This is a genomic window from Thermogemmatispora onikobensis (assembly GCF_001748285.1).
Taxonomy (GTDB): Bacteria; Chloroflexota; Ktedonobacteria; order Ktedonobacterales; family Ktedonobacteraceae; genus Thermogemmatispora; species Thermogemmatispora onikobensis.
Map to the genome: position 1 here is coordinate 112231 of NZ_BDGT01000007.1, position 24627 is coordinate 136857.

The 24627-nt window shown below is 59.7% G+C and carries 20 protein-coding genes; 7 read left to right on the forward strand and 13 right to left on the reverse strand.

Features of this window, described 5'->3' with window-relative positions; translation table 11 throughout:
- Nucleotides 1–27: 27 nt before the first annotated feature.
- The 8 genes from BGC09_RS05240 to BGC09_RS05275 form a co-directional block, all read right to left on the reverse strand.
- Nucleotides 28–948, reverse strand: a complete 921-nt coding sequence (locus BGC09_RS05240; protein ID WP_069802810.1) for a class I SAM-dependent methyltransferase — start codon at nt 946–948, stop codon at nt 28–30.
- A 77-nt stretch (nt 949–1025) separates the two neighbouring features.
- A complete protein-coding gene (locus BGC09_RS05245; RefSeq protein WP_069802812.1) occupies nt 1026–1955 on the reverse strand; it encodes a class I SAM-dependent methyltransferase in 930 nt (309 codons plus the stop codon).
- 69 nt (nt 1956–2024) lie between these two features.
- Nucleotides 2025–2963 carry a class I SAM-dependent methyltransferase gene (locus BGC09_RS05250; RefSeq protein ID WP_069802814.1) on the reverse strand — a complete coding sequence of 313 codons (939 nt, stop codon included), beginning with the start codon at nt 2961–2963 and terminating at the stop codon, nt 2025–2027.
- A gap of 65 nt (nt 2964–3028) precedes the next feature.
- On the reverse strand, nt 3029–3961 hold the full coding sequence (locus BGC09_RS05255) for a class I SAM-dependent methyltransferase (RefSeq protein ID WP_069802816.1): 933 nt from the start codon (nt 3959–3961) through the stop codon (nt 3029–3031).
- A 90-nt stretch (nt 3962–4051) separates the two neighbouring features.
- Nucleotides 4052–4984, reverse strand: a complete 933-nt coding sequence (locus BGC09_RS05260; RefSeq protein WP_069802818.1) for a class I SAM-dependent methyltransferase — start codon at nt 4982–4984, stop codon at nt 4052–4054.
- A 77-nt stretch (nt 4985–5061) separates the two neighbouring features.
- On the reverse strand, nt 5062–5991 hold the full coding sequence (locus BGC09_RS05265; RefSeq protein ID WP_069802820.1) for a class I SAM-dependent methyltransferase: 930 nt from the start codon (nt 5989–5991) through the stop codon (nt 5062–5064).
- Between the two features lie 620 nt (nt 5992–6611).
- A complete protein-coding gene (locus BGC09_RS05270; protein ID WP_069802822.1) occupies nt 6612–8666 on the reverse strand; it encodes a TIR domain-containing protein in 2055 nt (684 codons plus the stop codon).
- A 93-nt stretch (nt 8667–8759) separates the two neighbouring features.
- The gene (locus BGC09_RS05275; RefSeq protein WP_084657966.1) at nt 8760–9464 is read right to left on the reverse strand and encodes an Rv0361 family membrane protein; all 705 of its coding nucleotides are present in this window, start codon (nt 9462–9464) and stop codon (nt 8760–8762) included.
- Nucleotides 9465–9869: 405 nt separating this feature from the next.
- Between BGC09_RS05275 and BGC09_RS05280 the strand changes: the two genes are divergently transcribed.
- On the forward strand, nt 9870–11498 hold the full coding sequence (locus tag BGC09_RS05280; protein WP_069802826.1) for a class I adenylate-forming enzyme family protein: 1629 nt from the start codon (nt 9870–9872) through the stop codon (nt 11496–11498).
- Between the two features lie 21 nt (nt 11499–11519).
- Here the strand turns inward: BGC09_RS05280 and BGC09_RS05285 are convergent, their stop codons facing one another.
- Complete coding sequence (locus BGC09_RS05285) at nt 11520–15011, reverse strand: WD40 domain-containing protein (RefSeq protein ID WP_084657967.1); 3492 nt, start codon at nt 15009–15011, stop codon at nt 11520–11522.
- A 429-nt stretch (nt 15012–15440) separates the two neighbouring features.
- Here BGC09_RS05285 and BGC09_RS05290 point away from each other — a divergent pair, with 429 nt between their 5' ends.
- Nucleotides 15441–16085: an RNA polymerase sigma factor gene (locus BGC09_RS05290; RefSeq protein ID WP_069802828.1), complete on the forward strand. Its 645-nt coding sequence runs from the start codon at nt 15441–15443 to the stop codon at nt 16083–16085.
- On the opposite strand, the gene BGC09_RS05295 is transcribed toward BGC09_RS05290, so the two are convergent.
- Both BGC09_RS05295 and BGC09_RS05300 read right to left on the reverse strand, forming a co-directional pair.
- Entirely contained in the window at nt 16082–16963 is an 882-nt protein-coding gene (locus BGC09_RS05295; protein WP_069802830.1) for a class I SAM-dependent methyltransferase, read from the reverse strand. The genes BGC09_RS05290 and BGC09_RS05295 overlap by 4 nt on opposite strands.
- A 64-nt stretch (nt 16964–17027) precedes the next feature.
- A complete protein-coding gene (locus BGC09_RS05300) occupies nt 17028–18035 on the reverse strand; it encodes a GAF domain-containing protein (RefSeq protein ID WP_069802832.1) in 1008 nt (335 codons plus the stop codon).
- Between the two features lie 302 nt (nt 18036–18337).
- On the opposite strand from BGC09_RS05300, the gene BGC09_RS05305 reads away from it, so the two are divergent.
- The 3 genes from BGC09_RS05305 (at nt 18338) to BGC09_RS05315 (ending at nt 20742) form a co-directional block, all read left to right on the forward strand.
- Nucleotides 18338–18520: a helix-turn-helix domain-containing protein gene (locus tag BGC09_RS05305; RefSeq protein ID WP_052890794.1), complete on the forward strand. Its 183-nt coding sequence runs from the start codon at nt 18338–18340 to the stop codon at nt 18518–18520.
- Nucleotides 18521–19001: 481 nt separating this feature from the next.
- Complete coding sequence (locus tag BGC09_RS05310; RefSeq protein ID WP_069802834.1) at nt 19002–19823, forward strand: MBL fold metallo-hydrolase; 822 nt, start codon at nt 19002–19004, stop codon at nt 19821–19823.
- Between the two features lie 130 nt (nt 19824–19953).
- Nucleotides 19954–20742, forward strand: a complete 789-nt coding sequence (locus BGC09_RS05315) for an enoyl-CoA hydratase-related protein (RefSeq protein WP_069802836.1) — start codon at nt 19954–19956, stop codon at nt 20740–20742.
- 168 nt (nt 20743–20910) lie between these two features.
- Here the strand turns inward: BGC09_RS05315 and BGC09_RS05320 are convergent, their stop codons facing one another.
- Nucleotides 20911–22401 carry an APC family permease gene (locus tag BGC09_RS05320; protein WP_069802838.1) on the reverse strand — a complete coding sequence of 497 codons (1491 nt, stop codon included), beginning with the start codon at nt 22399–22401 and terminating at the stop codon, nt 20911–20913.
- A gap of 84 nt (nt 22402–22485) precedes the next feature.
- On the opposite strand from BGC09_RS05320, the gene BGC09_RS22770 reads away from it, so the two are divergent.
- Entirely contained in the window at nt 22486–22647 is a 162-nt protein-coding gene (locus tag BGC09_RS22770; protein ID WP_176728848.1) for a hypothetical protein, read from the forward strand.
- A gap of 236 nt (nt 22648–22883) precedes the next feature.
- On the opposite strand, the gene BGC09_RS05325 is transcribed toward BGC09_RS22770, so the two are convergent.
- Entirely contained in the window at nt 22884–23516 is a 633-nt protein-coding gene (locus BGC09_RS05325) for a PadR family transcriptional regulator (RefSeq protein WP_069802841.1), read from the reverse strand.
- 396 nt (nt 23517–23912) lie between these two features.
- Here BGC09_RS05325 and BGC09_RS05330 point away from each other — a divergent pair, with 396 nt between their 5' ends.
- On the forward strand, nt 23913–24428 hold the full coding sequence (locus BGC09_RS05330) for a hypothetical protein (RefSeq protein ID WP_069802843.1): 516 nt from the start codon (nt 23913–23915) through the stop codon (nt 24426–24428).
- Nucleotides 24429–24627 lie beyond the last annotated feature (199 nt).

Below are 24627 nucleotides of genomic sequence, written 5' to 3' on the forward strand. Positions count from 1 at the left end.
CTTGTCAAATCACTCTAGTTGGGTTAGTTAGTACGGTTTCTGACCATAAGCTACGATGTAGCTGTATTTTGTGTGATACCTGTTGAATTCTTGCAGCATTTCCTCGATAGCTGTAGCAACCTCCTGCTCTGTGATAGTGAACCGATGAGCAATTGGCGCGCTGAGTGCTTTCGCTCCTTCCCGGAAATTCAGTGCCATTAAAGAGCCGAGACGTCCACCCCATTCACCGACTGGGACTTCGATCTGACGACGCTCGATGTGGATGAGGCCAGTTGCTGAGAGATAGTGGTCCAGTGAGCTGGCTACCACTCCTTCGCTATCGATCCCTCGCAGAGCTGCTAACTGTCCTCCCAATGTGAAGAGTCGCTGAGTAACAGCACCCGAGGGAGTGAGGTCTTTTGGTGCAATACTGGCTTCGACGAGTTCGACCCAGCCGCCGGGAGCGGTGACCCGGGCCAGCTCCTGAACAGCTGTTGGCCAGGCTGCTTGAGGAATGGCCAGGAAGAGCAGGCGCTGATGAACGAAGTCGAAGGAGTTGTTGTCGAAGGGGAGGCCCTGCAAGATGTCCCCCTGGACGAAGCGGTAGTTGGGAGGGGGAGAGGTAGTAGCTTTGACCTGTTCGAGGTCGAGGCCGACGACCTCGGCCTGGGGGAACTGGTGGGCGAGTTCGAAGGCCCACTGACCGGTGCCGCAGCCGACGTCGAGGATGCGGCGCGGCTGCTGGAGGGGAGCTAAATAATTGCCGTGCAGGGCGGCACGCAAGATATAGTGTTGGAAGTCGAGGCGATTGACCTCGCCCAGGTCCTTGGGGAGCAGGTAGGGCTGTTCCTGCAGGTAGCGGCGGGAGCCTTGCAGGCGGGGGAGGGCGACCTCACCGGGCAGCCAGCCAGAAGAGGACTGGGCAGGGGTAGTATTGCGAGAGCGGCGGCGGAAGAACCACCAGGGCATATGCAAAACCTCCTTTCTCTGTTGTCGGTGAAAGCAGCTGACCAGGCTGAGTGCTGGGAGCAGGCAGCGTCAGCGGGTCAAGGCTTCTGACCGTAAGCCACTGTGAAAGAGCAGCTGGAATGTAGCTCATTCCATTCCTGGCAGGCCCTGTCAATGAGTTGGAGAATCTCCTGCTCAGGGATCTGGAAGCGAGCCGCCAGCGGGGTACTGATTGCTGTCCACATCGTGCGGAAGTCAAGAGCGAGTAGAGAGCCGATGCGGCCCCCCCATTCGCCTACAGGGATCTTGATGGGATGACATTGGATCTGCTTCAGACGAGCCTGGGCCAGATAGTGATCGAGGGAACGTGCGACGACGCCCTCGCTATCCAAGCCTCGCAGAGCAGCGAGCTGACCTATGAGAGATGCCACTTGCTGGTTGGCTGGCCCAGAGGGAGTAAGGTTGCTGATATGGATGCTTGTCTCGACGAGTTCGACCCAGCCGCCGGGAGCGGTGACCCGGGCCAGCTCCTGAACAGCCGCCGGCCAGGCTGCTTGAGGAATCGCCAGAACAAGGAGACGTTGATGAACGAAGTCGAAGGAGTTGTCATCGAAAGGGAGGCCTTGCAGGATGTCCCCCTGGACGAAGCGGTAGTTGGGAGGTGGGGAAGCCGAGGGTTTGACCTGTTCGAGGTCGAGGCCGACGACCTCGGCGTGAGGGAACTGGTGGGCGAGTTCGAAGGCCCACTGGCCGGTGCCACAGCCAACATCGAGGATGCGGCGTGGCTGCTCGATGGGGGCCAGGTAGTTGCCGTGCAGGGCGGCACGCAAGATATAGTGTTGGAAGTCGAGGCGGTTGACCTCACCCAGGTCCTTGGGGAGCAGGTAGGGCTGTTCCTGCAGGTAGCGGCGGGAGCCTTGCAGGTTGGGGAGGGCGACCTCACCGGGCAGCCAGCCAGAAGAGGACTGGGCAGAGGTACCAGCAGGGGGAGTATTGCGAGAGCGGCGGCGGAAGAACCACCAGGGCATATGCAAAACCTCCTTTCTCTGTTGTCGATGAAAGCAGCCGGCCAGGCTGAGTGCTGGAAGCAGGCAGCGTCAGTGTGACAAGGGCTTCTGGCCATAGGCGACGGCGAAGTGAAGTTGTGTGCGGAACTGGGTCCACTCCTGATAGGCTTGCTCAATGAGCTGTAAGATTTCCTGCTCAGAGCGACCGAAGCGGGCGGCGATAGGGGCACTGATGCCCTTCCAGCCTTCATACACATTTAGGGCCATCAGGGAGCCGATACGTCCGCCCCATTCGCCCAGAGGAACGGCAAAGGGGTAATAATGAGTGTTGACGAGGCCAGCCTCTTCCAGATAGCGGGCTAGGGAGCGCATCACAAGACCCTCTGCATCGAGGCCTCTGAGAGCACCGAGCTGGGCTGAGAGGGTGTAGATCTCTTGGGTGGCAGGGCCAGAGGGGAGCCAATCCTCCAAGGCGGTGCCAGTCTCGACGAGTTCGACCCAGCCGCCGGGGGCGGTGACGCGGGCGAGTTCCTGGACGGCGCCCGGCCAGGCGGGCTGCGGGATAGCAGCTATGAGCAGGCGCTGATGGACGAAGTCGAAGGAGTTGTTGTCGAAAGGGAGGCCCTGCAAAATATCTCCCTGGACGAAGCGGTAGTTGGGAGGTGGGGAAGCCGAGGGTTTGACCTGTTCGAGGTCGAGGCCGACGACCTCGGCGTGAGGGAACTGGTGGGCGAGTTCGAAGGCCCACTGGCCGGTGCCGCAGCCGACATCGAGGATGCGGCGCGGCTGCTCGATGGGGGCCAGGTAGTTGCCGTGTAGGGCGGCACGCAAGATATAGTGTTGGAAGTCGAGGCGGTTAACTTCGCCCAGATCCTTGGGGAGCAGGTAGGGCTGTTCCTGCAGGTAGCGGCGGGACCCCTGCAGGCGGGGGAGGGCGACCTCGCCCAGGCGCCAGCCAGAAGAGGGTGGGGCCGAGGTCGCTGCGGGAGCGATGTCGCGGGAGCGGCGACGGAAGAACCACCAGGGCATAATCACGATCCTCCTTGCTAGTCGATTGGGCAGTCGAGGGGCCGAAAGCCTGAGTGCAGGCGGTCTCAATGCGTCAAGAGTTTCTGACCATAGGCTATGGCAAAAGGCCATTTTGTTCGGAACTCATTCCACTCCTGGCTAGCCCGTTCGATCAGCTGCAATACATCCTGCTCAGAGCGCCCGAAGCGGGCCGCAATAGGGGCACTGATGGCCTTGCAGGCTTCGCGCAGATCCAGCGCCATCAGGGAGCCGATGCGTCCGCCCCATTCGCCCAGGGGAACGGAGAAAGGCTGATAGTGGATGTTGACAAGGCTCGCTTCCTCCAGGTAGCGGGCTAGGGAGTGCGGTACATCATCGGTATCTATTCCTCGTAGGGCAGCGAGTTGAGCGGCAAGTCGCCAGAATTCTTGAGTGGCTGGGCCGCAGGGGAGCCAGTCCTGTAGAGCGGTGCCAGTCTCGACGAGTTCGACCCAGCCGCCGGGGGCAGTGACACGGGCGAGTTCCTGGACGGCGCCCGGCCAGGCAGCCAGAGGGATGGCCAGGAAGAGCAGGCGCTGATGAACGAAGTCGAAGGAGTTGTTGTCGAAGGGGAGGCCCTGCAAGATGTCCCCCTGGACGAAGCGGTAGTTAGAGGGAGGAGTAGTGGCCTTGGCCTGTTCGAGGTCGAGGCCGACGACCTCGGCCTGGGGGAACTGCTGAGCGAGTTCGAAGGCCCACTGGCCGGTGCCACAGCCGACGTCGAGGATGCGGCGCGGCTGCTCGATGGGGGCCAGGTAATTGCTACGCAGCGCGGCGCGGAGGGCGTAGTGCTGGAAATCGAGGCGGTTGACCTCACCCAGGTCCTTGGGGAGCAGGTAGGGCTGTTCCTGCAGGTAGCGACGGGACCCCTGCAGGCGGGGCAAGGCAATTTCATCGGGTTGCCAGCCGCTGGAAGAGGAGCTTGAAGCTGCCACCCGAGAACTGCTGCGGGAGGGGCGACGAAAGGGCCACCAGGGCATAATCACGATCCTCCTTGTAACAAAGATTGTCCTTATCGTGGACAGGTCTGATAAGACTGAAGAAAGAAAGCGCTGGCCAGGTTCTTAAGGCTAGATGGGCTTCTGACCATAGGCGACGGCGAAGTGAAGTTGTGTGCGGAACTGGGTCCACTCCTGATAGGCTTGCTCAATGAGCTGTAAGATTTCCTGCTCAGAGCGACCGAAGCGGGCGGCGATAGGGGCATTGATGGCCTTCCAGGCTTCACGTGCATCTAGAGCCATCAGGGAACCGATGCGGCCGCCCCATTCGCCCAGAGGGACGTCAAGGGCCTGGTAGTGAATATTGACAAGGCCGGCTTCCTCCAGGTAGCGGGCTAACGAGCGCATAACGGTGCCATCGGTATCGATACCCCGCAAAGCAGCGAGCTGAGACCCGAGCTGATAGAATTCTTGGGTAGCGGGTCCAGAGGGCAGGTAGTCCTGCAGAGCGGTGCCGACTTCCAGGAGTTCGATCCAGCCGCCGGGTGTGGTGACCCGGGCCAGCTCCTGAACAGCCGCCGGCCAGGCTGTTTGTGGAATCGCCAGAACAAGGAGACGTTGATGAACGAAGTCGAAGGAGTTGTCATCGAAAGGGAGGCCTTGCAGGATGTCCCCCTGGACGAAGCGGTAGTTGGGAGGTGGGGAAGCCGAGGGTTTGACCTGTTCGAGGTCGAGGCCGACGACCTCGGCCTGGGGGAACTGCTGGGCGAGTTCGAAGGCCCACTGGCCGGTGCCACAGCCGACGTCGAGGATGCGGTGTGGCTGCTGGAGGGGAGCTAAATAATTGCCACGTAGAAGAGCGCGCAAGATATAGTGTTGGAAGTCGAGGCGGTTAACTTCGCCCAGGTCCTTGGGGAGCAGGTAAGGCTGTTCCTGCAGGTAGCGACGGGACCCCTGCAGGCGGGGCAGGGCGACCTCACCGGGCAGCCAGCCAGAGGGGGACTGGGCCGAGGTCGCTGTGGGAGCGGTGTCGCGGGAGCGGCGACGGAAGAACCACCAGGGCATATGCAAAGCCTCCTTTCTCTGTTGTTGCTGAGAGGTAGCCGAGAAGTTGAGTGCTGGGAGCAGGCAGTGTCAACAGGTCAAGGCTTCTGACCGTAGGCTACTGCAAAGTGTAGCTGTGTCTGGAACTCGTTCCATTCCTGGCTGGCCTGCTCGATCAGCTGCAGGATCTCCTGCTCGGATCTGCTGAAACGAGCAGAGGTGGGAGCACTAATTGCCTTCCATGCTTCATGCAGGTTCATGGCCATCAAGGAGCCGAGACGTCCGCCCCACTTGCCAAGAGGAACGTCGAACGGATGGTAGTGGACGTTAGCGAGGCCGGCCTTTTCCAGGTAGTGAGCCAGGGAGCGTAGTACAATACCTTCCGCATCTAGCCCGCGCAGAGCTGCCAGTGCTCCTCCAAGCCTGCAAAATTCCTGTGTAGCGGGGCCAGAAGGCGTGAGATCCTGCGGTGCCGGGCTCGATTCAACGAGTTCGACCCAGCCGCCGGGGGCAGTGACGCGGACCAGCTCCTGAACAGCTGTCGGCCAGGCTGCTTGAGGGATGGCCAGGAAGAGCAGGCGCTGATGGACGAAGTCGAAGGAGTTGTTGTCGAAAGGGAGGCCCTGCAGGATGTCCCCCTGGACGAAGCGATAGTTGGGGGGGGGAGAGGTAGTAGCTTTGACCTGTTCGAGGTCGAGGCCGACGACCTCGGCCTGGGGGAACTGCTGGGCGAGTTCGAAGGCCCACTGGCCGGTGCCACAGCCGACATCGAGGATGCGGCGCGGCTGCTGGAGGGGAGCTAAATAATTGCCGCGCAGGGCGGCACGCAAGATATAGTGTTGAAAGTCGAGGCGGTTGACCTCACCCAGGTCCTTGGGGAGCAGGTAGGGCTGTTCCTGCAGGTAGCGACGGGACCCCTGCAGGCGGGGCAGGGAGACCTCACCGGGCAGCCAGCCGCGGGAAGGTTGAGCGAGTTCAGCGGCCTGAGAGCTCGTGCGAGCGCGGCGGCGGAAGAACCACCAGGGCATGGAACAGACTCCTTTCTTCTTCAAAGCACTCCTGCAATCTGCTCTTAATCGCTGGCGTCAGAGTAACAGTGATAGCTCTCTATGGAACAAGCCGAGCAATTGAAGAGATTCCTCTGACCCTCTGCGTTCCTTTCGATCAAGGACAGCTCGTGTACCACTGCTGAAAAAAGAGAAGCCAGGCTCTGCTACTCGGGGGAGAATCATGCGTGATTCGCCTGGTCCCACCTATAGCTTGCTGCCTGGCCTGAGCCATATCTGAGAATTTGATAGTCTGGCACCAAAGAGAGTTGCCTCTCCACAGAAACGCCCACGCTCCCAATAAAGCCGGTGTGGCCATAAACATCGCTTGCTCTTGCCGAAAACGGACGGCCTTGACCGGTGCGGTTCCTTCGCTTAGAGTTTAGAAAAGATGAACGTCATCTGTCAATTTGAATATAATGAAAATGGTGGACACGGTCGATTTTAATGGATTCTTAATGCACTGTTGCCAGGGGAGGGAGTCGCGGAAAGGACGGCCTCAACTGAGAGGCGAGTAGTCGTGACAGTACAGTGGAAAACAATAACCGGGGGATAAGCAAGCGTCTGCTTTATAGCCAGTCTAACAGAGCCACTGGAGACCACTATGGCTGTTCGGTCACCGCAACACTAATGCGGCGAGCAATGCTTACAAGCGTTTGCTCCTGGGCCGCAGGAGGCAGAGTAGCAAGCGGCTTCTGAGGATCGTTAGCAGGTTCGAAGCTCTGCAGCCCGCTCTCTTCGAAGAGGCAGGAGCTGACAATGATAGGGATAATCAAGGTGCCAGCCAGACGGGCCCTCTCCAAGAGCTTCGGCAACTGATTGGTCATAATAAAGTCGGACGCCAAGAACCTAGCGCTGACCAGAACAATGGCCACGCCCGCGCGCGCAATCGCATCTTCTAATGTCTCCTTCCAGCGACTGCCAGCGCTGATCAGCGTATCGTCCCACAAGTTGAACGTCCCATTGCGCTCGATAGGAGTCAGGTGGGTGCGCAGACGCTCCAGCCACCGCTTATCTTTACGAGCATAGCAGATAAAGATTTGCTGTCTGCTTGGTACAGGGCGTTTGCCGACCTTACGAGCCAGCTGCTCCAAATTGCAGTGGCGTAGATAGAAAATAAGGGTCGGATCTTCCGCCAGCAGCACGCCAACTGTGGGATCACAGAAGAGATGATACGCCAGATCGGGATAAGAGGCGATGGCTTGAGGCCAGCTTTCTTTGAAAAAGCGCTCCAGGTCGTGGGCACGGCTTGGCTCCTGCTGCTGTAAAAGTGAAAGCCAGAGCACTCCCTCACGGCTCTGGCTTAGCTCTTCCAGTAGAGAAAGACTGGTTTGATCGTAAGGTCCGCCTGCTACGGCGAATTGCTTGATGGCAAGGTCAAATTTTCTCTCCAGCGTTTCCATCACATTCTGAACAGCCTTAGCAAGGTGATGCCGAATAGCAACTGGTGATGGCTGCGTGTGAATAATATTATTTTGCATGCAAAGATAGTAGCAGAGGAATTGAGCCAGAATAAAGCTACCGTCAACCAGACGGAGAATATCCTCCTTACACTCAAAACTCACATTGAGCGCCTGCTCTCCCTGCCTGATCAGTTGCAAAATCTCCTCATCGCTGGCGTGGCCCATCCTAAAGCGATCGAAGCGCATAGCCGTATCGAAAGAGACGGAGCTGATGAAGCTCTGGCCCGTACCTGGAATACCGATGATCACCAGCTTGCGATCTTCGGGCTGGATATCTGCCAGTAGCTTCAAATAGTCCACCAGCTCCTGACGCAAGCCAGGTTCCAGGCGATGGAAATCGTCGATAATCACCACACCGCGATGCCACTGCGAGAGAGTACGGAGCCGTTCGCGGTCAGCGGGCGCACGGGCACTCAAGAGAGTGATCGTCGGTCGCCCTGCTCTAGCTATCTCCTCCTCTCCAAGTTGCTGGACGGCTTTTTGCACTGCTGTGGTCTTGCCGATGCCCGAAGGCCCCTCGATGACCACGCCGCGCCCCGGCTCAACAAGAGCCAGCTTCAGGGGCTCGAAGATGGAAGGCGGCACAAAGGTCACTGTGGGCAGCCCCGTACGCTTGAAGACCCCATCCAGGCGGTAGCTCGTGAGAGGCAGCCCTGGTACTGTCAGTCCACGTGTCCTGCTCTCTGAAGAGGCAGCCGGTGAGGAGGGCGAAATGCGTCGCCGATTCCGAAGCTCTCTGCAGATCAGGAGGACCTCATGAACGATTTCCTGTAGCGCCCGCTCTCTGGCGATTTCTTCGCTCAGCGCGCGCCCATTGCGTGGGAGCAGTTGCAAAGAAGCGAGCGGTGTTCCCTCAAGCGGGATAGGCCGGGCAAGAATGGGGATCAGCTGTAACTCACCCCGTTGCGCGCGCTCTAATCCTAGCGAGATGGCTCTTTCATAGGTTGGCGATGCCAGCAGGTCGGGACTGATCAGCAGCAGGAGCACATCGGCGGACTCGATATGCCGACGTAACTCCGCTGCTATGTGAGCACCAGCCCGCAGATCTGTGGATGTGCGGAGAACGATTCCTGCCAAGACCTCTAAGTAGCTCATTAATGGGAGGAGCGAATAGAGGAGGCGATAATCCTCGCGAGCACAGATTATAAAAACAATGATATTGGCTTCACGGTCAGGCTGCTCCGTTCTATCCATAGATAACCGGTCCCCTCCTGGCGTCTTGCTGCTGTCTGCTCAACTACTTGTTCATAGCTATCCTGCCTGCCGTAAGGCTCCAACTCATCAGAGTTATATATTGTCAAGCTGAGTAATTTTCCAATCACTATCGATCTTTGTCAAGGTCAGGTGCACGTCATAGGCAATGCCGCTAGAGCGGGTCACGTGCACAACGAGCGTTGCCTCATCTCCGCTGGTATGACTGCTGGTGATCGAGTAGCTGGTCACCGTACCAGCCTCCTGGTCGATCACCTGGGCGGCCAGCACGAAGCTGCTCTCCGTTGGAGAGATCTTCTTCCCTTGAATCGTCAGCGTATCGGCTTCCAGATAAGAGTAGGCCTCGCTGTAGTCTTGCTGTTGGATCGCCGAATAGTAGTCATTCACCGTCGAATCGGGGCTAGCTGTGAGAGCGGCAATGACGCCCACCAGAACACAGCTACCGCAGGCCAGTATCACCACGCCTGCCACGATGGCCAGCGTGATCCAGAGCCAGCGTAAAGAGCGGCGTGGTGGTTGGGGTGGCAACCCATAGGGCGGCACACCGTACTGACTGATATTGGAGGTCACCAGCACTGAGCCGGCTGGTGGAGGTGGCGGAGGCGTATCATAGGGTAAACCGTACTGGGGAGGGCCAGCGTATTGTGTCGGCTCGTAAGCTCTCGACGGAGGAGGTGTAGCCTCTTCTCCGCGCTCTGGTCCATAGCTGCTGTAGGGTTGATTTGGATCGTAGCTCATCGTTAGCCAATCCCCCGAAAACAAATAGCAAGAGTTACTCATGCCAGTTCTCTTCCTCTTCCTGGCCGGCGGACATCAGTTGAGACCCTTCGGGTTCTTTCGGCTGGTGAGACTGCTCTACTCCCCCGCTACTAGGAAGAACGGAGCTGCCGACAAAAATTAGGCTACTGGATCTCTGGCCCAGATCCGCCTGGCCAGGCAGACCTGTTCCCTCTCCAGCTCCTCCTCCTGCCACACCCGGCAAATCCGCCTCAGTCGTGCCGTCGAAAAGGGCGGGTGGCTACTTCTCTCTCAGCCTTGTCGAGAGAGAAAGGCCCGATGATAGTCAGAATTAGCGCCGGCTAGAGAAAGGAGAGCGCGACCTCTCTTGACCGGTGCTGGCGAGCAAGTTATGCTCATAAGCAATGGAGCGACGTTCTTTGGGCCTTTGAAGAAAGGACTTCAGGCATGGTCGACAAACAGATTGCTCCCGAACTCTTTCGCCCGCCGTTGGGCTATCCCGAAGTTCCCTATGACTCCCTCGTCCGCGCTGTAGCGGAGAGGCAACCCGAGCGGCCCGCCATCATCTACCACAACCTCAGCCTGACTTACTGCGAAGTCATCGCCATGACCAACAGTCTGGCCAACGGCCTGCGAACGCTTGGTCTGGGCAAAGGGGACATCATTTGCCTCTTCACCTTCAACCGTCCCGAATACACCATCACCTTCCTGGCTGCCTCCTCCATTGGTGCCGTCATCAGCCCGATGAACCCCTCCTACAAAGAGAGAGAAATCGCCTACCAGCTTGGGAACAGCGAAGCGCGCGCCATCCTTGTGCAGCGTGAGCTGGTGCCCATCCTCAAAAGCGCCCTGGAGGGGCAGACCTTTCCCGAGCTGCGCCACATCATCGTCACTGGGACCCAGGTGCCTGAAGCGCTGCCGCAGGCCATTCCCTTCGCCCGTCTCCTGCGCGAATCCTCGCCGCGCCGGCCTGCGCCTGTTGACATTGCTCCTGATGACCTGCTGGCCCTCCCCTACTCGTCAGGTACCACCGGCCTGCCGCGGGGCGTCATGCTCTCCCATCGCAACCTGGTCTGTAACCACCTCCAGGTCGTGACTGCGGCCAACCTCTCGCCTGTGGATGCCACCCTGATCTTCCTGCCTCTCTACCACATCTACGGGGTCCTGCTGACCGGTACCTTCCTCATTGCTGGCGCCCGGCAGGTTCTCATGGAGCGCTTCGACCTGGATACCGTCCTGGCCCTCTGCGAGCAGCAGGCTGTCACCTGGTTCTTCGCCGTGCCGCCGATTGTCCAGACGCTCCTCAATGCCAGTGACGAGCAGCTTGCTAGACTGAGAACCGTCAAATACCTGATGTCTGCCGCCGCTCCCTTAGCGCCCGAGCTGGCCATTCGGCTTCATGAGCGAACCGGCATCAACGTCATCCAGGCTTATGGCCTGACGGAGACCTCGCCCGATACGCACTTCTCCCCGCTTGATCCCGCGCGTATTCGCCCGGCCAGCGGCGGCCTGCCCGTCTACGATACCGAACAGAAAATTGTCGACATCGAGGGCGGTGAGCGCGAGCTGCCGGTCGGTGAGGATGGCGAGATCATAGTGCGTGGCCCACAAGTCATGCTCGGGTACTGGAAAGACCCGGCTGAGACAGCGCGGGTGCTGCGCAACGGCTGGCTCTACACCGGTGATATCGGCCATATTGATGCTGACGGCTACCTCTATATCGTTGATCGCAAGAAGGAGATGATCAAATACAAAGCCTTCAGCATTGCCCCTGCCGAGATCGAGGCCGTCCTGCTGGAGCATCCTGCCGTTCTGGATGCTGCCGTCATAGGGGTCGATGATCCTGAAGCCGGCGAGATTCCCAAAGCCTTTGTTGTCCTCCGTCCCAGCCAGGTGATCGCGCCCGAGGAGCTAATGGCTTTTGTCAACAGCAAGGTTGCGGGCTACAAAAAGCTTCATCTGGTGGAATTCATCGAGGCGATCCCGCGTGTGCCCTCTGGCAAGATTCTGCGCCGTCAGCTCAAAGAGCGTGAGCGTGCGCGCCGCCTTGCCAATGGCGAGGGGCCGCTTGTCTAGAGAGGCGAGCGAGAAGCTCTGTCAGGGGGCCGTTCTTTCTGGGCGCCTGTCTTCAACGGCACCCAGGGCCAGCAGGGCCTGCCTTTCCAGATCGCTCAGGCCCTGCACTCCCTGGATATTCATCCCTTCATAAGGGCGTGGTAGACTGAGAATACGCTCCAGCTCTCCGGTTTCGGCCTGCCAGAGTCGGATCTCTCCCTCATTGCCGCCGCTGGCGACCAGAGGGCCGGCCTCAGCGGGGGCAAAGCCTAGCGCGCGCACCATATACTCGTGACCGCTCTTGAGCGTGTGGCGCAACCTGCCATCGCGCTGCCAGAGGCAGAGCCTCAGATCATCGCCGCTGCTGGCCAGCCACTGACCATCGCCGCTAAAAGCCACGCAGCGCACTCGACCGCCATGCCCCTGGAGTCGCTGCGCTGGCCTCTCGCTCTCCAGGTCCCAGAGCAGCACCTGGCTATCCTCGGCCCCACTGGCTAGCAAACGACCATCGGGACTGAAGGCCAGCGAGCGCACCGGGCGGCTATGGCCCGTCAACGTGCGCACACAGGTGCCGCTGGGGACATCCCAGAGGCGCAAAAGCGTATCGTCGCCCCCGCTCACCAGCAGGCTATGGCTCGCCTCTCCTCCTGGCCTGAAAGCCAAAGCCCGAATCCAGCAACCGGCCTGCAGCTCATGGACCATCTGACCACTGACCAGATCCCACAGGCGCACAAGCTCGTCTTCGCTGCCGCTGGCCAGCCAGTGGCCGTCAGGACTGAACGCCAGACTGCGCACCCAATCGCGATGGCCGGCGAAGTGTCGTTGTATCCGGCCTTCCGGCATCGACCAGAGCCAGATCACTTCGTCTTGTCCGCCGCTGGCCAGCCACTGCCCGTCGGGACTGAAGGCCAGGCTCAGTGGTTCATGCTGTAACTTATGGAGTAGCCGCAGCAGACGCCCGCTGGTCCAGTCCCAGATCGCGATGCCTTCTCCCTCATAAGCCGCTGCCAGCCAGCGGCCCGCAGGGCTGAATGCCAGCGACCGAATGCGGCGCGTATAGCCGTGCAGGCGCGTTAACACATGTCTCCGGGCCCAGTCCCACAGGCAGATCGTCTGATCGTCGCCTCCGCTCACCAGCCAGGACCGCCTGCTCGCAGGGTGAAAGCTGACCGTGCGCACACCATGAGTATGGCCCGTCAGCGTAGCGACCTGCTCTCCCGTCTGTGTCCGCCAGAGGCGAACAGTCGTATCCTCGCTGCCACTGGCCAGCCACTGCCCATCGGGGCTAAAGGCCACCGTCCAGACGCGGTTGGTATGGCCGCGCAAGATACCGTGTTCCGTCCCGCTCGCCACGTCCCATAGACGCACCGTGCCGTCGTCGCTGCCGCTGGCCAGCAACATCCCGCCGGCCCCAAAGGCAAGCGAGCGCACCTGATCGCGATGCCCCTGCAGCACATACAAAGGTTCCTCCCAGCCTGGCAAACGCCAGAGCCGCAGCGTACCCGCGCCATCGCCGCTAGCCAGCCACTGCCCATCGGGACTCAGCGCGACTGCCCAGACCCGTCCCTGATGTCCTCCCAACACGCGCAGGCACTGCCCGGTTTCCAGATCCCAGAGACGCAAGGTCTGATCATTGCTCCCACTTACCAACAGACCATCATCGGGACTGAGCGTCAAGGCCCGCACCCGATTGGCGTGTCCCTCCAGCACCCTCAGACAGCGACCGGTCTCCAGATCCCAGAGGCGCAGCGTTCGGTCATCGCTGCCGCTGACCAGCCGCCGCCCGTCATGGGTAAAGGCCAGGGCCCAGACCCCATCAGTATGGCCCTCCAGCTGTTGGAGCAAATGCTCGCAATCGCCATCGTACAAACGAATCTCGCCGCTCGCTGTCCCCACAGCCAGCCGCTGCCCATCGGGACTGAAGGCACTGGCCAAAACATTGGTCAGCGTACTCTGAAAAACCGTAGCCACAAAGTGGGCGAAGGCGAAATTCACCTCCTGCAAGCGCGTCCATTGCAGGTAAGCCTGGCGAATTGTCAGCTCTGAGAAATCAAACTCGCGCAGATCCCACTGCAAATAAATCAGTAACTGAAGCACATTACCAGCCAGATAGCCACGCTGCGAGAAATGCGCCTGTCGTTGGCGCTCCAACGCCCGCTTGAGCCGCTCCTTAAGCGCTGGCTGGCCCACCTCGCTGCGCAACATCTCCGCCAGCGGCGCCAGGATCATGCGTATCTGACTCTCGCGCACATAGGCGCGCACCTGAGCCTTCACAAAAGCAAATTGCTCCCAGCTCTGGAAAGTCTCCTGCAGGCAATCCTGACAGGCACGGCGCACCAGCTCATCCTGAACATATTCCATAATCACCGGCTGTAAGGTAAACTGGCCCTGCTCCTGAACCTCGATCAGCGAACGACGGCGCAGCGAATCCAGGGTCTCGATCAGCTCCCGCTGGGCCTCCGGTCGCAGCAGATCAGCTCGCAGCTCTTCCAGCGCGACCGCCTCCTGCTCGATTGCCAACCACGAGAGGACCTCATGCTCGCGTGGAGCTAAACGTCGCAGCTGCTCCTCCAACACCTCGCGAATATCGCCGAAGGCAGCCTGATTCTCCGCAAGAAAAGCCGCGATCTGGCCGGCGAACAACTCACGAATCGTCTCCGCCACCAGGCGCAGCGCCAAAGGATTGCCCCCATAGCGGCGCAGCAACGTAGCCACCTCGTCCGCACTGCCAAAGAGGCCCTTTTCCTCAAGAATAGCTTGCCCGGCCTCGGTGTTGAGACCCTGCAACGTCAGCGAGCGCACCGGACTGCTCTTGCCCTTCAAACGCTCAATCTCCCGCAGCTTCTCGCGGCTCGTCACCACGACCACGCTTTGATGCTCCTCAGTGCCCAGGCGCTCTAAGAGGCGCCCGTAGCCCTCGTACTCGGAGCGATAAGCCCCGGCCCGCTGACCACTCTGTAAAAGGGCATCGAAATTATCGAGCACCAGCAAACAGCGGTGCTGGCGGAACAGCTCCATCAAGAGCGACAGCTGCTCCTCTCCTGAAGAAGGCGCGGCACTCAGCTGCTGATGAGAAAAGAAGAGCAACCAGTCCTTCAACACCTGGCTCAGCGGCGGTGCACTGCGCAATGAACACCAGTAACCATACTCGATCTCGCTTTCGACCTCTTCGACCAGACGCGCGACAAGGGTCGTCTTCCCAATGCCCCCAAGACCGCAAACCGCAATCAAACGGCCCTCTGCGAACCATTGCCGCAGCGTGCGCAACTCCTGAGTGCGACCGAAAAAGTGGGAAGTAGCTGGTTTCGCTCCCCAATTCGTCCGAAGCTGCTCGACCAGCCCCAGCTCCTCGGGGCTCTTCTCCAACACCTCGCACAGCTTACGCAACAGAGAGGGACGAGGCAGGCCCTCGCCAGCCTCCCAACGCTGCACCGTCTTCTTATCCGAACCAATGCGCTCGGCAAGATCCTCCTGCGACCAGCCGCGGCGCTGTCGCTCGCGCCTGAGCTGCTGATGAAATGTGATCCGAAGCATGGCAAGTTCCCCCTCTCGTCTCAAGCCTGGCGGCTTCTCGCTTATCCCGTCGCCAGCCCGCAGTTGGAGCCGAGGCCGCGTGCGCGCGCTCCTCCTCTTCTCTGCTTCCTGGCTCGCTATACATGCCCTCCTCTCTTGAGCGGGCTTGGACTGCGCTCGCGCCCCATGATCACCCCAGTTAGCCCTCTCTCCCTCGGACTCTGTCGCCTCGCTGGCCTCAGAATGTCCGGCCAATAGCCCCTAAGAGAGGCCGAAATGTCGTCGCTTTTGGGTTTCTCTGCAATCTTTTTCCTGCTATCTTTTATCCAAACACAAAGAAAAACTCAGTGCACTCTAATACTGTAAAAAATTTTTTTGCCTGTATAGTCGTTTCAGAGATCCAGGCAAGCGAGTGGCGCTCAATCTTGCTTGCCGGGAGGAGAAGAACAGATGGGCAGTCCAGACCTGTTGGCACTGAACTGGGAAGAAATCTATGTCAGGCTGCGTCGGCTGGTACGGCGGCTGATTGCGCGCTACAGCGTTGCTGCCTGGCGCGGTCAAGAAGAGGACCAGGTTGAAGACATCGTCCAAGAGAGTATCAGGCGCTTCATCGAGCGTCAACCGCGTGTTGAGCGTGGAGAGATCGAGCCGGCGCATTCGCCAGAGCACATGCTGTTCACCATTGCCTACAACTGTTGTCTCGACCTCTACCGGCGCGAGCGACGTCTGATTCACACCGGCGGGGAATACCTGCCGGCGTTCACAGATACGGAAGAAAGAGAGCCGGCGGACCAGGCCCTGGAAGGGATCTATCAACAAGAGCTGTTTACCATCGTCGCTCGCGAAGTAGAGCACTTTCCCCAGGGGCAACGGCGCGCCCTTCTCATCGACCTGGCTGAATTGATGAGTTTTGATGAGGAGCCGACAACGCTCCAGCGTGCCTTTTTGGCGCAGGGCATCGATCTCAGCCGCTATCGTGACTGGCCGGAAGACCGGCGGCAACATGAACAGCGCGTTGCCCTGCGGAACCACGCCTATCGGCGTTTGGCGCGGTTGTCCAGCATCCGTGCCTATATAGAGAGCCATGAGCACTAGCTCCGCGGCTTATAACCCCAGACCGTCAGAAAGAACTGCAGGCCGCAGAAGCTCTCATCCGCGGCCTCGGCGCGTGCCTGCTCATAGAGGCGATTGAACGTCTCCCGGCTCAAGCCGACGACTTTCAGATAGAAGGGTTCAAGCAATTTTAGGGAGACGAGGCCATTCTGATACCAATCCTCATAGCGAGGCGTGCCAGCGGAAATGCTCTCGGCGTAAGCACGCATCTGAATCGAGACACAGCCGGCATCGCGCAGTAAGCGCTCCAGCATGGGCAACACATCGAGGTGGTGCCGTGTCTCCGAGAAAGTGTAGCCGGCGCGTGTCAGCCCCAGGGCCAGCAAGAGAGACAGCTCCTCACAAGCCGGCTTATTGCAGATCGGCAGATCGGCCTCTGTCAGGCGGATAATGCCGCCAGGGCGGCAGATGCGCAGACACTCCTGGAGAAAAGCAGGCCAGGAGCGGGCAGGCATAAAGGTTGAGATGAAGCGAGCATTGATCAAATCGAAGCTCTCGTCCTTAAAGGCCAACGGTTTTAAGGCATCCATGACCTGGAAAGAGACGTTTGTCAGCTGCTGAGTTGCGGCCAGTGTCCGGGCGAACTCGATCATACGCTGACTGATATCGATGCCGACCACGCGCAGATGGCGATAGGTCTCAGCCAACTCCAGGGCCCAGCCGCCGGGACCACAGGCCACATCGAGGACATCCTGCAGGCCCGAGACATCCGTCAACTCTGGCAGTGGGCCGCCCATAGCCTGGGTAGCCAGCTGGCCATGATGCAGCAGGCGAGCCAGCTCTGCCGTATTTTCCGTATCGATAATGTAGGTGCCGCTGCTATGCAAAAGCGCCTCAACCTGCTGGAGACCGGTCAACATAGCCCATGCGATCCTTTCTTTTCTGCCCTGAAGGGGTGGCATGCGCTGAGCAAAGGAGACTCACTCAGGCACCAACCTGCTCCGTCGACGGCTGCACTGGAGTGGCTAAAAACGCCGCCATCACCTGCTCCTCAGCCTCACGGCGTGTCAGCGGGTGCCCCCGGCGTTCGGCCTGGCTCAGCAATTCATTCACGCGCTGATTGAAGGTGGCCATATAAGCGTTCTGGACAGATTCAGAGGGCATCAGACGAAGTTCAATATCTTTGACATCATAGAACTCATCATCGCGAAAAGCCAGACTGAGCAGATAGGCGTAGTTCTGAATGAGCGCCTGCCGTCCGTGCAGGAAGTAGTCGCGCTGGCTACTAATGATCAGCAAGGAGCCGGCCACCTGTCCGGCGCGCTGCAGGGGGTAAGCGGCAGCGCTGCGAGCCTCGCTCTCCAGAGCCTGGGGGATCACCAGGTCGGAAACCTCTTGCAGATTCTGTACCACTACCGGGCGGCACTGGGCCACAGCGTAGCCCACCAGCGACTCGGCCCCCAGAAAGTAGCCGCGGCGGGCGATGCTTGTCAGCGCCTGGCTCTTCTCCAGAAAGACTTCGCGCAGACAGGTGATCTTCTGCTGAGGAGGAAGCGGGCGTTGACACTGGGCAATGCTGGCGGCGATGCCGGTATGCTGTGGATCAAGCTGGCGAATCAGCTGCTGCATCACCAGGTTCATAATCGTCCACGAGCGCAGGCTCTCCACGACCGTGGCGTGGGCTTCAAGAATGCGCGCATAGAGCACCGGCGGTACCTCCTTCACCACCGGGTCGATGAAGAGCGAGCCGGGATCGTCCTCTAGCGCGTCCGGAAACTCCTGGCGGATCAGCTGGATCAGCTGCTCGCGATGGGGCGGCAGCGCCTCAACCAGGCGATTAAGCAGCGAGCGTGGCCGGGGCGACGATTCGTGCGTCGCCCAGCGGGTGAGCGTGACCGGGTCGACACCCATTTCGTTGGCGATGCGCTGTTTCTCTTTGGTATCCCGAATAACAGCAGCGAGGAACTCGCGCCAGGTTCTGGGTTCTTGCATGGCTTCTGCCCCATTTCAGTGAGACTGCCATCCAATTATAGCCTACTCCCCCCCACCTTGTCGATCCTGTCCACTCTCCGCGGGTGAATTATGTGACTTCTGTACAGAAATTTCTTCCTACAGACTATGCAATTGGTATTGACAATTGTAAATGGGGAATGGTATATTCAGCAAAGCAGGAAGTGCCTGCAAGAGTAGCACCCCTGCCGATACCAGAAGAGGGGTACGCTGTGCCCGAGGGGGTAAGGGGGAGAGAAGCTCTCGGGCACCCGGCACGACATTCTACAAAGAAAGGACAGATCATGGAGGAACTACTGACCATTAGCGAGGTTGCCAGAGTCTTGCGCGTCGATGCGACTACCGTGCGCCGTTGGGTAAAACACGGTGTCCTTGATGCTGTGTTGCTACCCCATAAGGGTCGTCGCCATTGCTATCGCATCAAGAGAACCACGCTCAATAAGGTTATGAACTCGACCAACGTGTAAGGCACGCTCTGGCGTCCTGCCGGCTCGTTTCTGTCCGGGCCTGACCGGGACTGAAGCCGGCGCGGGACTCACAGTACATACCTTTGATACGAGATTCTCGCTCGCTCGTCGCATGCGAGCGTGTAATCAGGGCGAGGCCAGCGATCCCCTTCCTGCATTACCTGCAGCTGATCGCTGGTCATCGCCCTGGCTAATTTTTATAGTGGAATAATATACTATCTCACTGAAGCACAATCCCACTGTAAAACCCCCTCTTCCTGCCTTACCCTGCCCGTTGCCTTTCCCACGGCCTGGCTGGTGGTCTCTGTCCGTGGATGATATGATGTTGTTAGCCCGGTCAGGTGGCCAGGGCAAAGACTCTGGCCCGACTTCGGTCGCCGACGAGGGAACTGTCCTTACCTGGCCGCCCCCAAGGGGGGGCATGTGGGCCTGCCTGCCTTATGTAGTGCCAGTCCTGCTGGTGTGAGGAGTCATGCGAGCAATGGAGCTTTGGATCTGTGTGACCTGTGGTACCCAGTTCGCTCCTGGTGAAGAGCCACCCCCTGAGTGCCCCATCTGTCTGGATCAGCGGCAATACGTCGGCTATGAGGGCCAGCGTTGGACGACTCTGGCCGAGTTGCGGGCCAGTGGTCTGCGCAACGTGTTGAAGGAGCATGAGCCGCGCCTGATCGGCATTGGCAGCGAGCCAACGTTTGCCATTGGTCAACGAGCTTTACTTGTGCAAAGCCCCGAAGGCAATCTTCTCTGGGACTGCATTTCCTTTCTCGACGAGGAGACTGTCGAGCAAGTCACGGCCCTGGGCGGTCTCCGTGCTATTGCGATCTCACATCCGCACTACTACAGCAGTATGGTCGAGTGGGCTGAGCGCTTCGGGGTCCCTGTCTATCTGCACGCTGCTGACCAGCGCTGGGTGATGTGTCCCTCGGAGCGGCTGGTCTTCTGGTCGGGAGAGAAGCTTGAGTTGTTTGCTGGTCTGACGCTTATACGGCTGGGCGGCCATTTTCCTGGGGGCACGGTCCTCTATTGGCCCGACGGAGCTGAAGGACGGGGAGCGCTGCTCAGTGGCGATATTATTCAGGTGGTGGCCGACCGCCGTTGGGTGAGCTTCATGTACAGTTACCCCAATCTGATCCCGCTTCCTGCCTCCGAGGTAGAGCGTATCCGGGCAATGATTGCCCCCTATCGTTTCGAGCGCCTCTACGGAGCCTGGTTTGAGCGCGTCGTCTGGTCCCAGGCCCATGCGGCGGTCATGCGCTCGGCTGAGCGCTATCTCCACGCTCTGGCGGGTCAGTTGCCGGCCTGAGTCGTGCGGATAGTTCGCTCTGCGCCTTCCTGGTTGGCTCGCTCGAGTGTCGCCAAGGCAAGGCTTGCATTGTCGTTGACAATTGTCGCTTCTGTCACTGGGAGTCAGTGCGGCGAAAGGAGGCTGCGTCATGCAGTATGAACTGGTCGAGGTACGCTACGAGGGCGACTACGCCACCATCACGCTCAATCATCCTCAGCGGCGCAATGCCCTCTCGCTCAAGATGATGGAGGAGCTGACCGCGGCTTTCAACGAGGTAGGAGAGAGCACTGCGCTGGGGGTCATTCTGGCAGCCAATGGTCCAGCTTTCAGCGCTGGCCATGACTTCGCCGACATGGTGGGGCAAGACCTGGTGGCGATGCGTCGACTCTTGCAGGTCTGTACTACCCTGATGAACACTATTCAGGCCATTCCTCAGCCTGTGCTGGCGCGCGTGCATGCCATTGCGACTGCCGCAGGCTGCCAGCTTGTGGCAACCTGCGATCTGGCGGTGGCCTCGACCGAGGCGAAGTTTGCCACGCCTGGCGGCAAAGGAGGCTGGTTCTGCACAACGCCAATGGTGGCGGTCAGCCGCAATATTGGGCGCAAGCGGGCCCTGGAGATGCTGCTGACCGGTGAGCCGATCGATGCGCAGACGGCGTATGAGTGGGGGCTGGTGAATCGGGTTGTGCCGCCCGAGTGCCTGGTGGCGGAGGCTCAGCGCTTGCTAGAGGCAGCGACACGCGGCAGCTTTATCTCAAAGGGCCTCGGCAAGCAGGCTTTTTATGCGCAGATCGATTTGCCGCAGCCCCAGGCTTATGCCTACGCGCTGGAGGTGATGGCGGCCAGCTCCCAGCTACCCGATGCTCAGGAGGGAATGCGGGCCTTTCTGGAAAAGCGGCCTCCACGCTTCCGCCGGCCTGGCGTGCGCCCCGAATAAGCTCCAGAAGCCTGCCCTGTCTTCTCATCCCGAAGAAATGGCCCTTGTGGCGAGCGACAGCGAGGAGGGAAGACAGGAAAAATGGGCGCCTGATCGCTCAGCCCAGCAAAAAGGCCGGGCAATCGGGCGCCTGTCGGGGGACGGGCGAAGCCGACTGGTCTGACTGGTCTACGAGCCCGTTATTCTCATGCGCTGCCAGCTCGTCTGGCTACTCGCATAGAGGCTGCCGATAAGGGCGGCAACGAGCATGATGCTCGTCAGGGCGATGACGCTGTATTGCCAGTGGGCGTTGTCGAGCTGCTGGGGAATCCAGGAGACCAGCAGTGAGGAGACAACCGAGACCAGGGACGCCAGCGGGCCGATGACAATGGCCGGCCAGAGCAGCCAGCGCGGAATGATCAGTCTGGGCAGCACCTGCTCCTTTCGCTTGAGCAGGAGGAGCGCAAGATCGACGTAGACGAAGACCAGGATCGTCTGCCAGACGGTCCCGACTGAAGCAATGCTGACGTTATAGAAGATCAGCGAGAAATTACGGGCGTCGGCGAAGAAGAGAATATAGGGGATGGCAAGAAAGATCAGGAGGGCCAGAAGCGCAGCGATCGTCGTCTGGAGCGCGATGGCGCTGGTCGGCACACGCTCACGGTTGAGCTGACCAAGGCGTCCGGGCAGGCGCTGATCGATGCTTCCCACGAAGAGCAGGCGGGCGAACGAGTAATTATAAGCCGTAGCGGCCATTAAGTAAGCAAAGAGGAGCGCCACCACCGTGATGTTGCCCGCCAGCTTTCCCAGAACGCTATCCACCACTGTGATCAGGACGAACGGGTTGGAGGTGGTGGCTGGCCCCTGAACGAGCAAGATGGTGAGCGTACTGGCCAGGTAGCCGACGAGCACAACCAGCGTGCTCCAGCGCAGGTAGCCCGGAATGGCATCGTGCTCGTAGATTTCTCCTCCCATATTCAGCGGCATAGCGGCCCCTCCATAAGCTCCGCAGATCAGGCCGAAGAGGCTCAGATGTCCCAGGGTGGGTATCCAGTCGGAGAGGCTACGGAAGCTGGTAGCTGGCTGGTGGCCGCGTAGCAGCCAGATGGCGCCTGCGCTGCTGATGAGGAGGATGCTGAGCAGGCTGGCGAAGAAGCCGGCATTGACCAGGTTTTGGGCGGTACGCAGACGGCGGCTGGCGAGGAGGCCCGAGAGAGCGATCAGGGCCAGAATCGCCAGTCCTTGTTGCCAGGGTTCGGTCAGCCAGCTGTGGTTGAGCCCCTGGAGATAGCTAATCATGGTAGCGGCGGACGTCACGATGAGCAGAGGACCCGGCAACCACCAGCAGAAGCCGATGAGGAAGCTCCAGTAGCGACCAAGGGCGTGGTGGGTCCAACTGTAAAGGCTGCCATCGTGAGGAAACAGTACGCCGAGCTGGGCCGAGACGATCACGGACGGCAGGAAGTAAAAGACGCCTCCGAGTAACCAGAGAAGCAGCGCCGCTGCACCGCTGCTCGCGGCGGTGGTTGAGTTCGTCAGATAGAGCATGCCCAGGACGCAGACGGCTGTGAGATCGAAGGTCCCCAAGACGGGTGGCATGGCCTTGGGCACGTAGCTTTCAGAGGGAAGCTCCTGTTCTGCTTCTTCTGTTGACTCGGGGGTGACGCTTGATTGTCTCATTGGTTCTCCTTTGGGCCATGAAGACCTGATAGTGAGGGAAGGCTCAGACCGCTCGAAAGAAGACCGTTCCTCGGATGAAACAGGATGCAGATGAAGCAGGAGGCGCGTGCGTCGCTGGTTTGGGTCTTGTGGCAGCTTGCCCTGGCGTTTCCTGCTTCCCTGCGTCCTGTCTGTCTGGAGCGCGTGAGAGACACGCGCCAGCGTTTGCCTGAGCACATCATGCCCGTCGTGGTTCACGTGGCATAGTGATCTGGCAAGCTCTACAAGAGAGAACGTGACCAGGACGTATATCCCTCGTGGCACCTCTCGCCTGGCTCAATCCTGTTCGTGTGTTAGGAGGACCCGAGATGTACAGGATGCGAGATTCCTCTTCAAGGATAACACAGCTTCATTGCTGGCTACCAGGGGAGAGAGGAGAAAAGTAGCCTTATTGGGGGGCAGGCTTTAGCGTAAGAGGTAACTGTTTGGAGATGGTAGTCAGACTAGCTGTTATCGGACAGGCGTTGCTTCAGGCGTGCAATAGCGCGCTCAGTGATCTCCAGGCCAGCGCGCAGAACTGCCTCTTTGTACTCGCGTACGAGCATCTGATACTCTAGCAGACGCGGGCGACGTGTTGGCCGGTTGGCGTATTGTTGCCGGGCCCATTCCATGTGCTGCAGTTGCCGGAGCAGGCTCTCACGATGTTGGAGAAGATGCTGCAGCGCCGTGGCGTCGGAGGTCTCGCCGCAGAAAAAGAGCTTGGTCAGAAATTCATCCTTGGTGAAGCGCTCAGGAATCGGCTCATTGAGCCAGCGGTCTAGCTCGGTCTGCCCTCGTGGCGTCAAACGGTAGAGCTTGCGGTTGGGGCGACTCTTCTGCTCAATGACCTCAACCTCTACTAACCCTTCGTGCCTGAGACTTTTGAGCGTCGTATAAATCTGGCTGCTGCCCGCATTCCAATAGCTGGCGATGGCTCGATCGAAAGCCTGTTTGATGTCGTAGCCTGTCATGGGCCGCGTGCCAAGCAGCCCCAGGATAATGTAGCGGAGGGTATTGCGCGAAGCCAGGGAACCAGGGGGGGTCTCCTCTTCCCCTTCCTCTTCTTCATAAGCTGAGTGGGATAGTCCTTCAACCATAGGGCCTCTTCTCTCCTCGTCTCCAACTGGCCTGATGGTCAGGTCAGGTCAGGCTCTGATAGATACCATTGCCAGGCAGCGCAGACAGGCAAACAAATAGGGTCAGGCGCTTGCTGGCAGTGGCAGTGGCCAGGGGCCGCCTTGGGAGCCATTGCATTTTACTATTATAGCATGATCCGTGGCAGCGGGTCGGGCAGGAGAGGCGGTTCTCTCTCGGATGGGGGAACCAGATCGCCGCCAAATTTTTAACCTCTTTCTCTTCGAGTCGTATATCTTTACGAAGCAAGCAAGACCTCCGCTTGGTACAAAGGGAGTGCCGGTGAGGGCTGGCTGATTCCGTTGGGGGGCCTCGTCCAGCGAGTAACCAGGCTGAGACAAAGCAGAACAGGAGAGGATATGAGTACTCGTTTCTACAATACCCAGGATATCGATCTGGAGCGTCTGGCCCATGATCTGGAGAGCATCTTGCAAGCCAAAGGGTATCAGACGCAACAATTTGGCACCGACGATCAGAAAGTGGTACAGTTGAGAAAGGGAGGCGACTTCGAGCGGCTTCTCGGCTTACAGGCAGCGCTGGCCGTGGTGATTCAACGCACAGCTGGGGGGATCTCGGTCACCACTGGTCAGCAGCAGTGGGCCGAGAAGGCGGTGGTGGGAGTGGCCGGCATGGCCATTCCGCCGCTGTGGCCTTTGCTCTTTACTGCGGGCATTGGGGCTGTGCGCCAGGCGGCGCTGAGCAATGAAGTGCTCTGGATTGTCGACGGCCTGATCCGGCAGCAGCAGCCGGGGGTGCAGAGCTGGCCACCTGCACCCGGCTTCGGCTTTCCCGGCTGGCAGCCGCCACAACCTCCTCCCGCGCCGTCTGGAGCGGGACCGCAGTCGCCATCTTCGCCCGTTGAGCCTGCTCAGTAGAGAGGAGGAAACTCCGCTCAGCTGGTAGGGCTGGTAGACCTGCTGTTGCATCGAACCAGGTGCACCTGCTGGTGAGATGAGGCCGCGCCGTTGCTGCTGCCGGTGGAGTACGGCGCGGCCCTCCCTTGCTCTGATTGGGTCTGTGCCCTCTGCAGACACTCTCTGTCGGCGAGGAGCGAGGAGGCAGCAAACGGCTGCT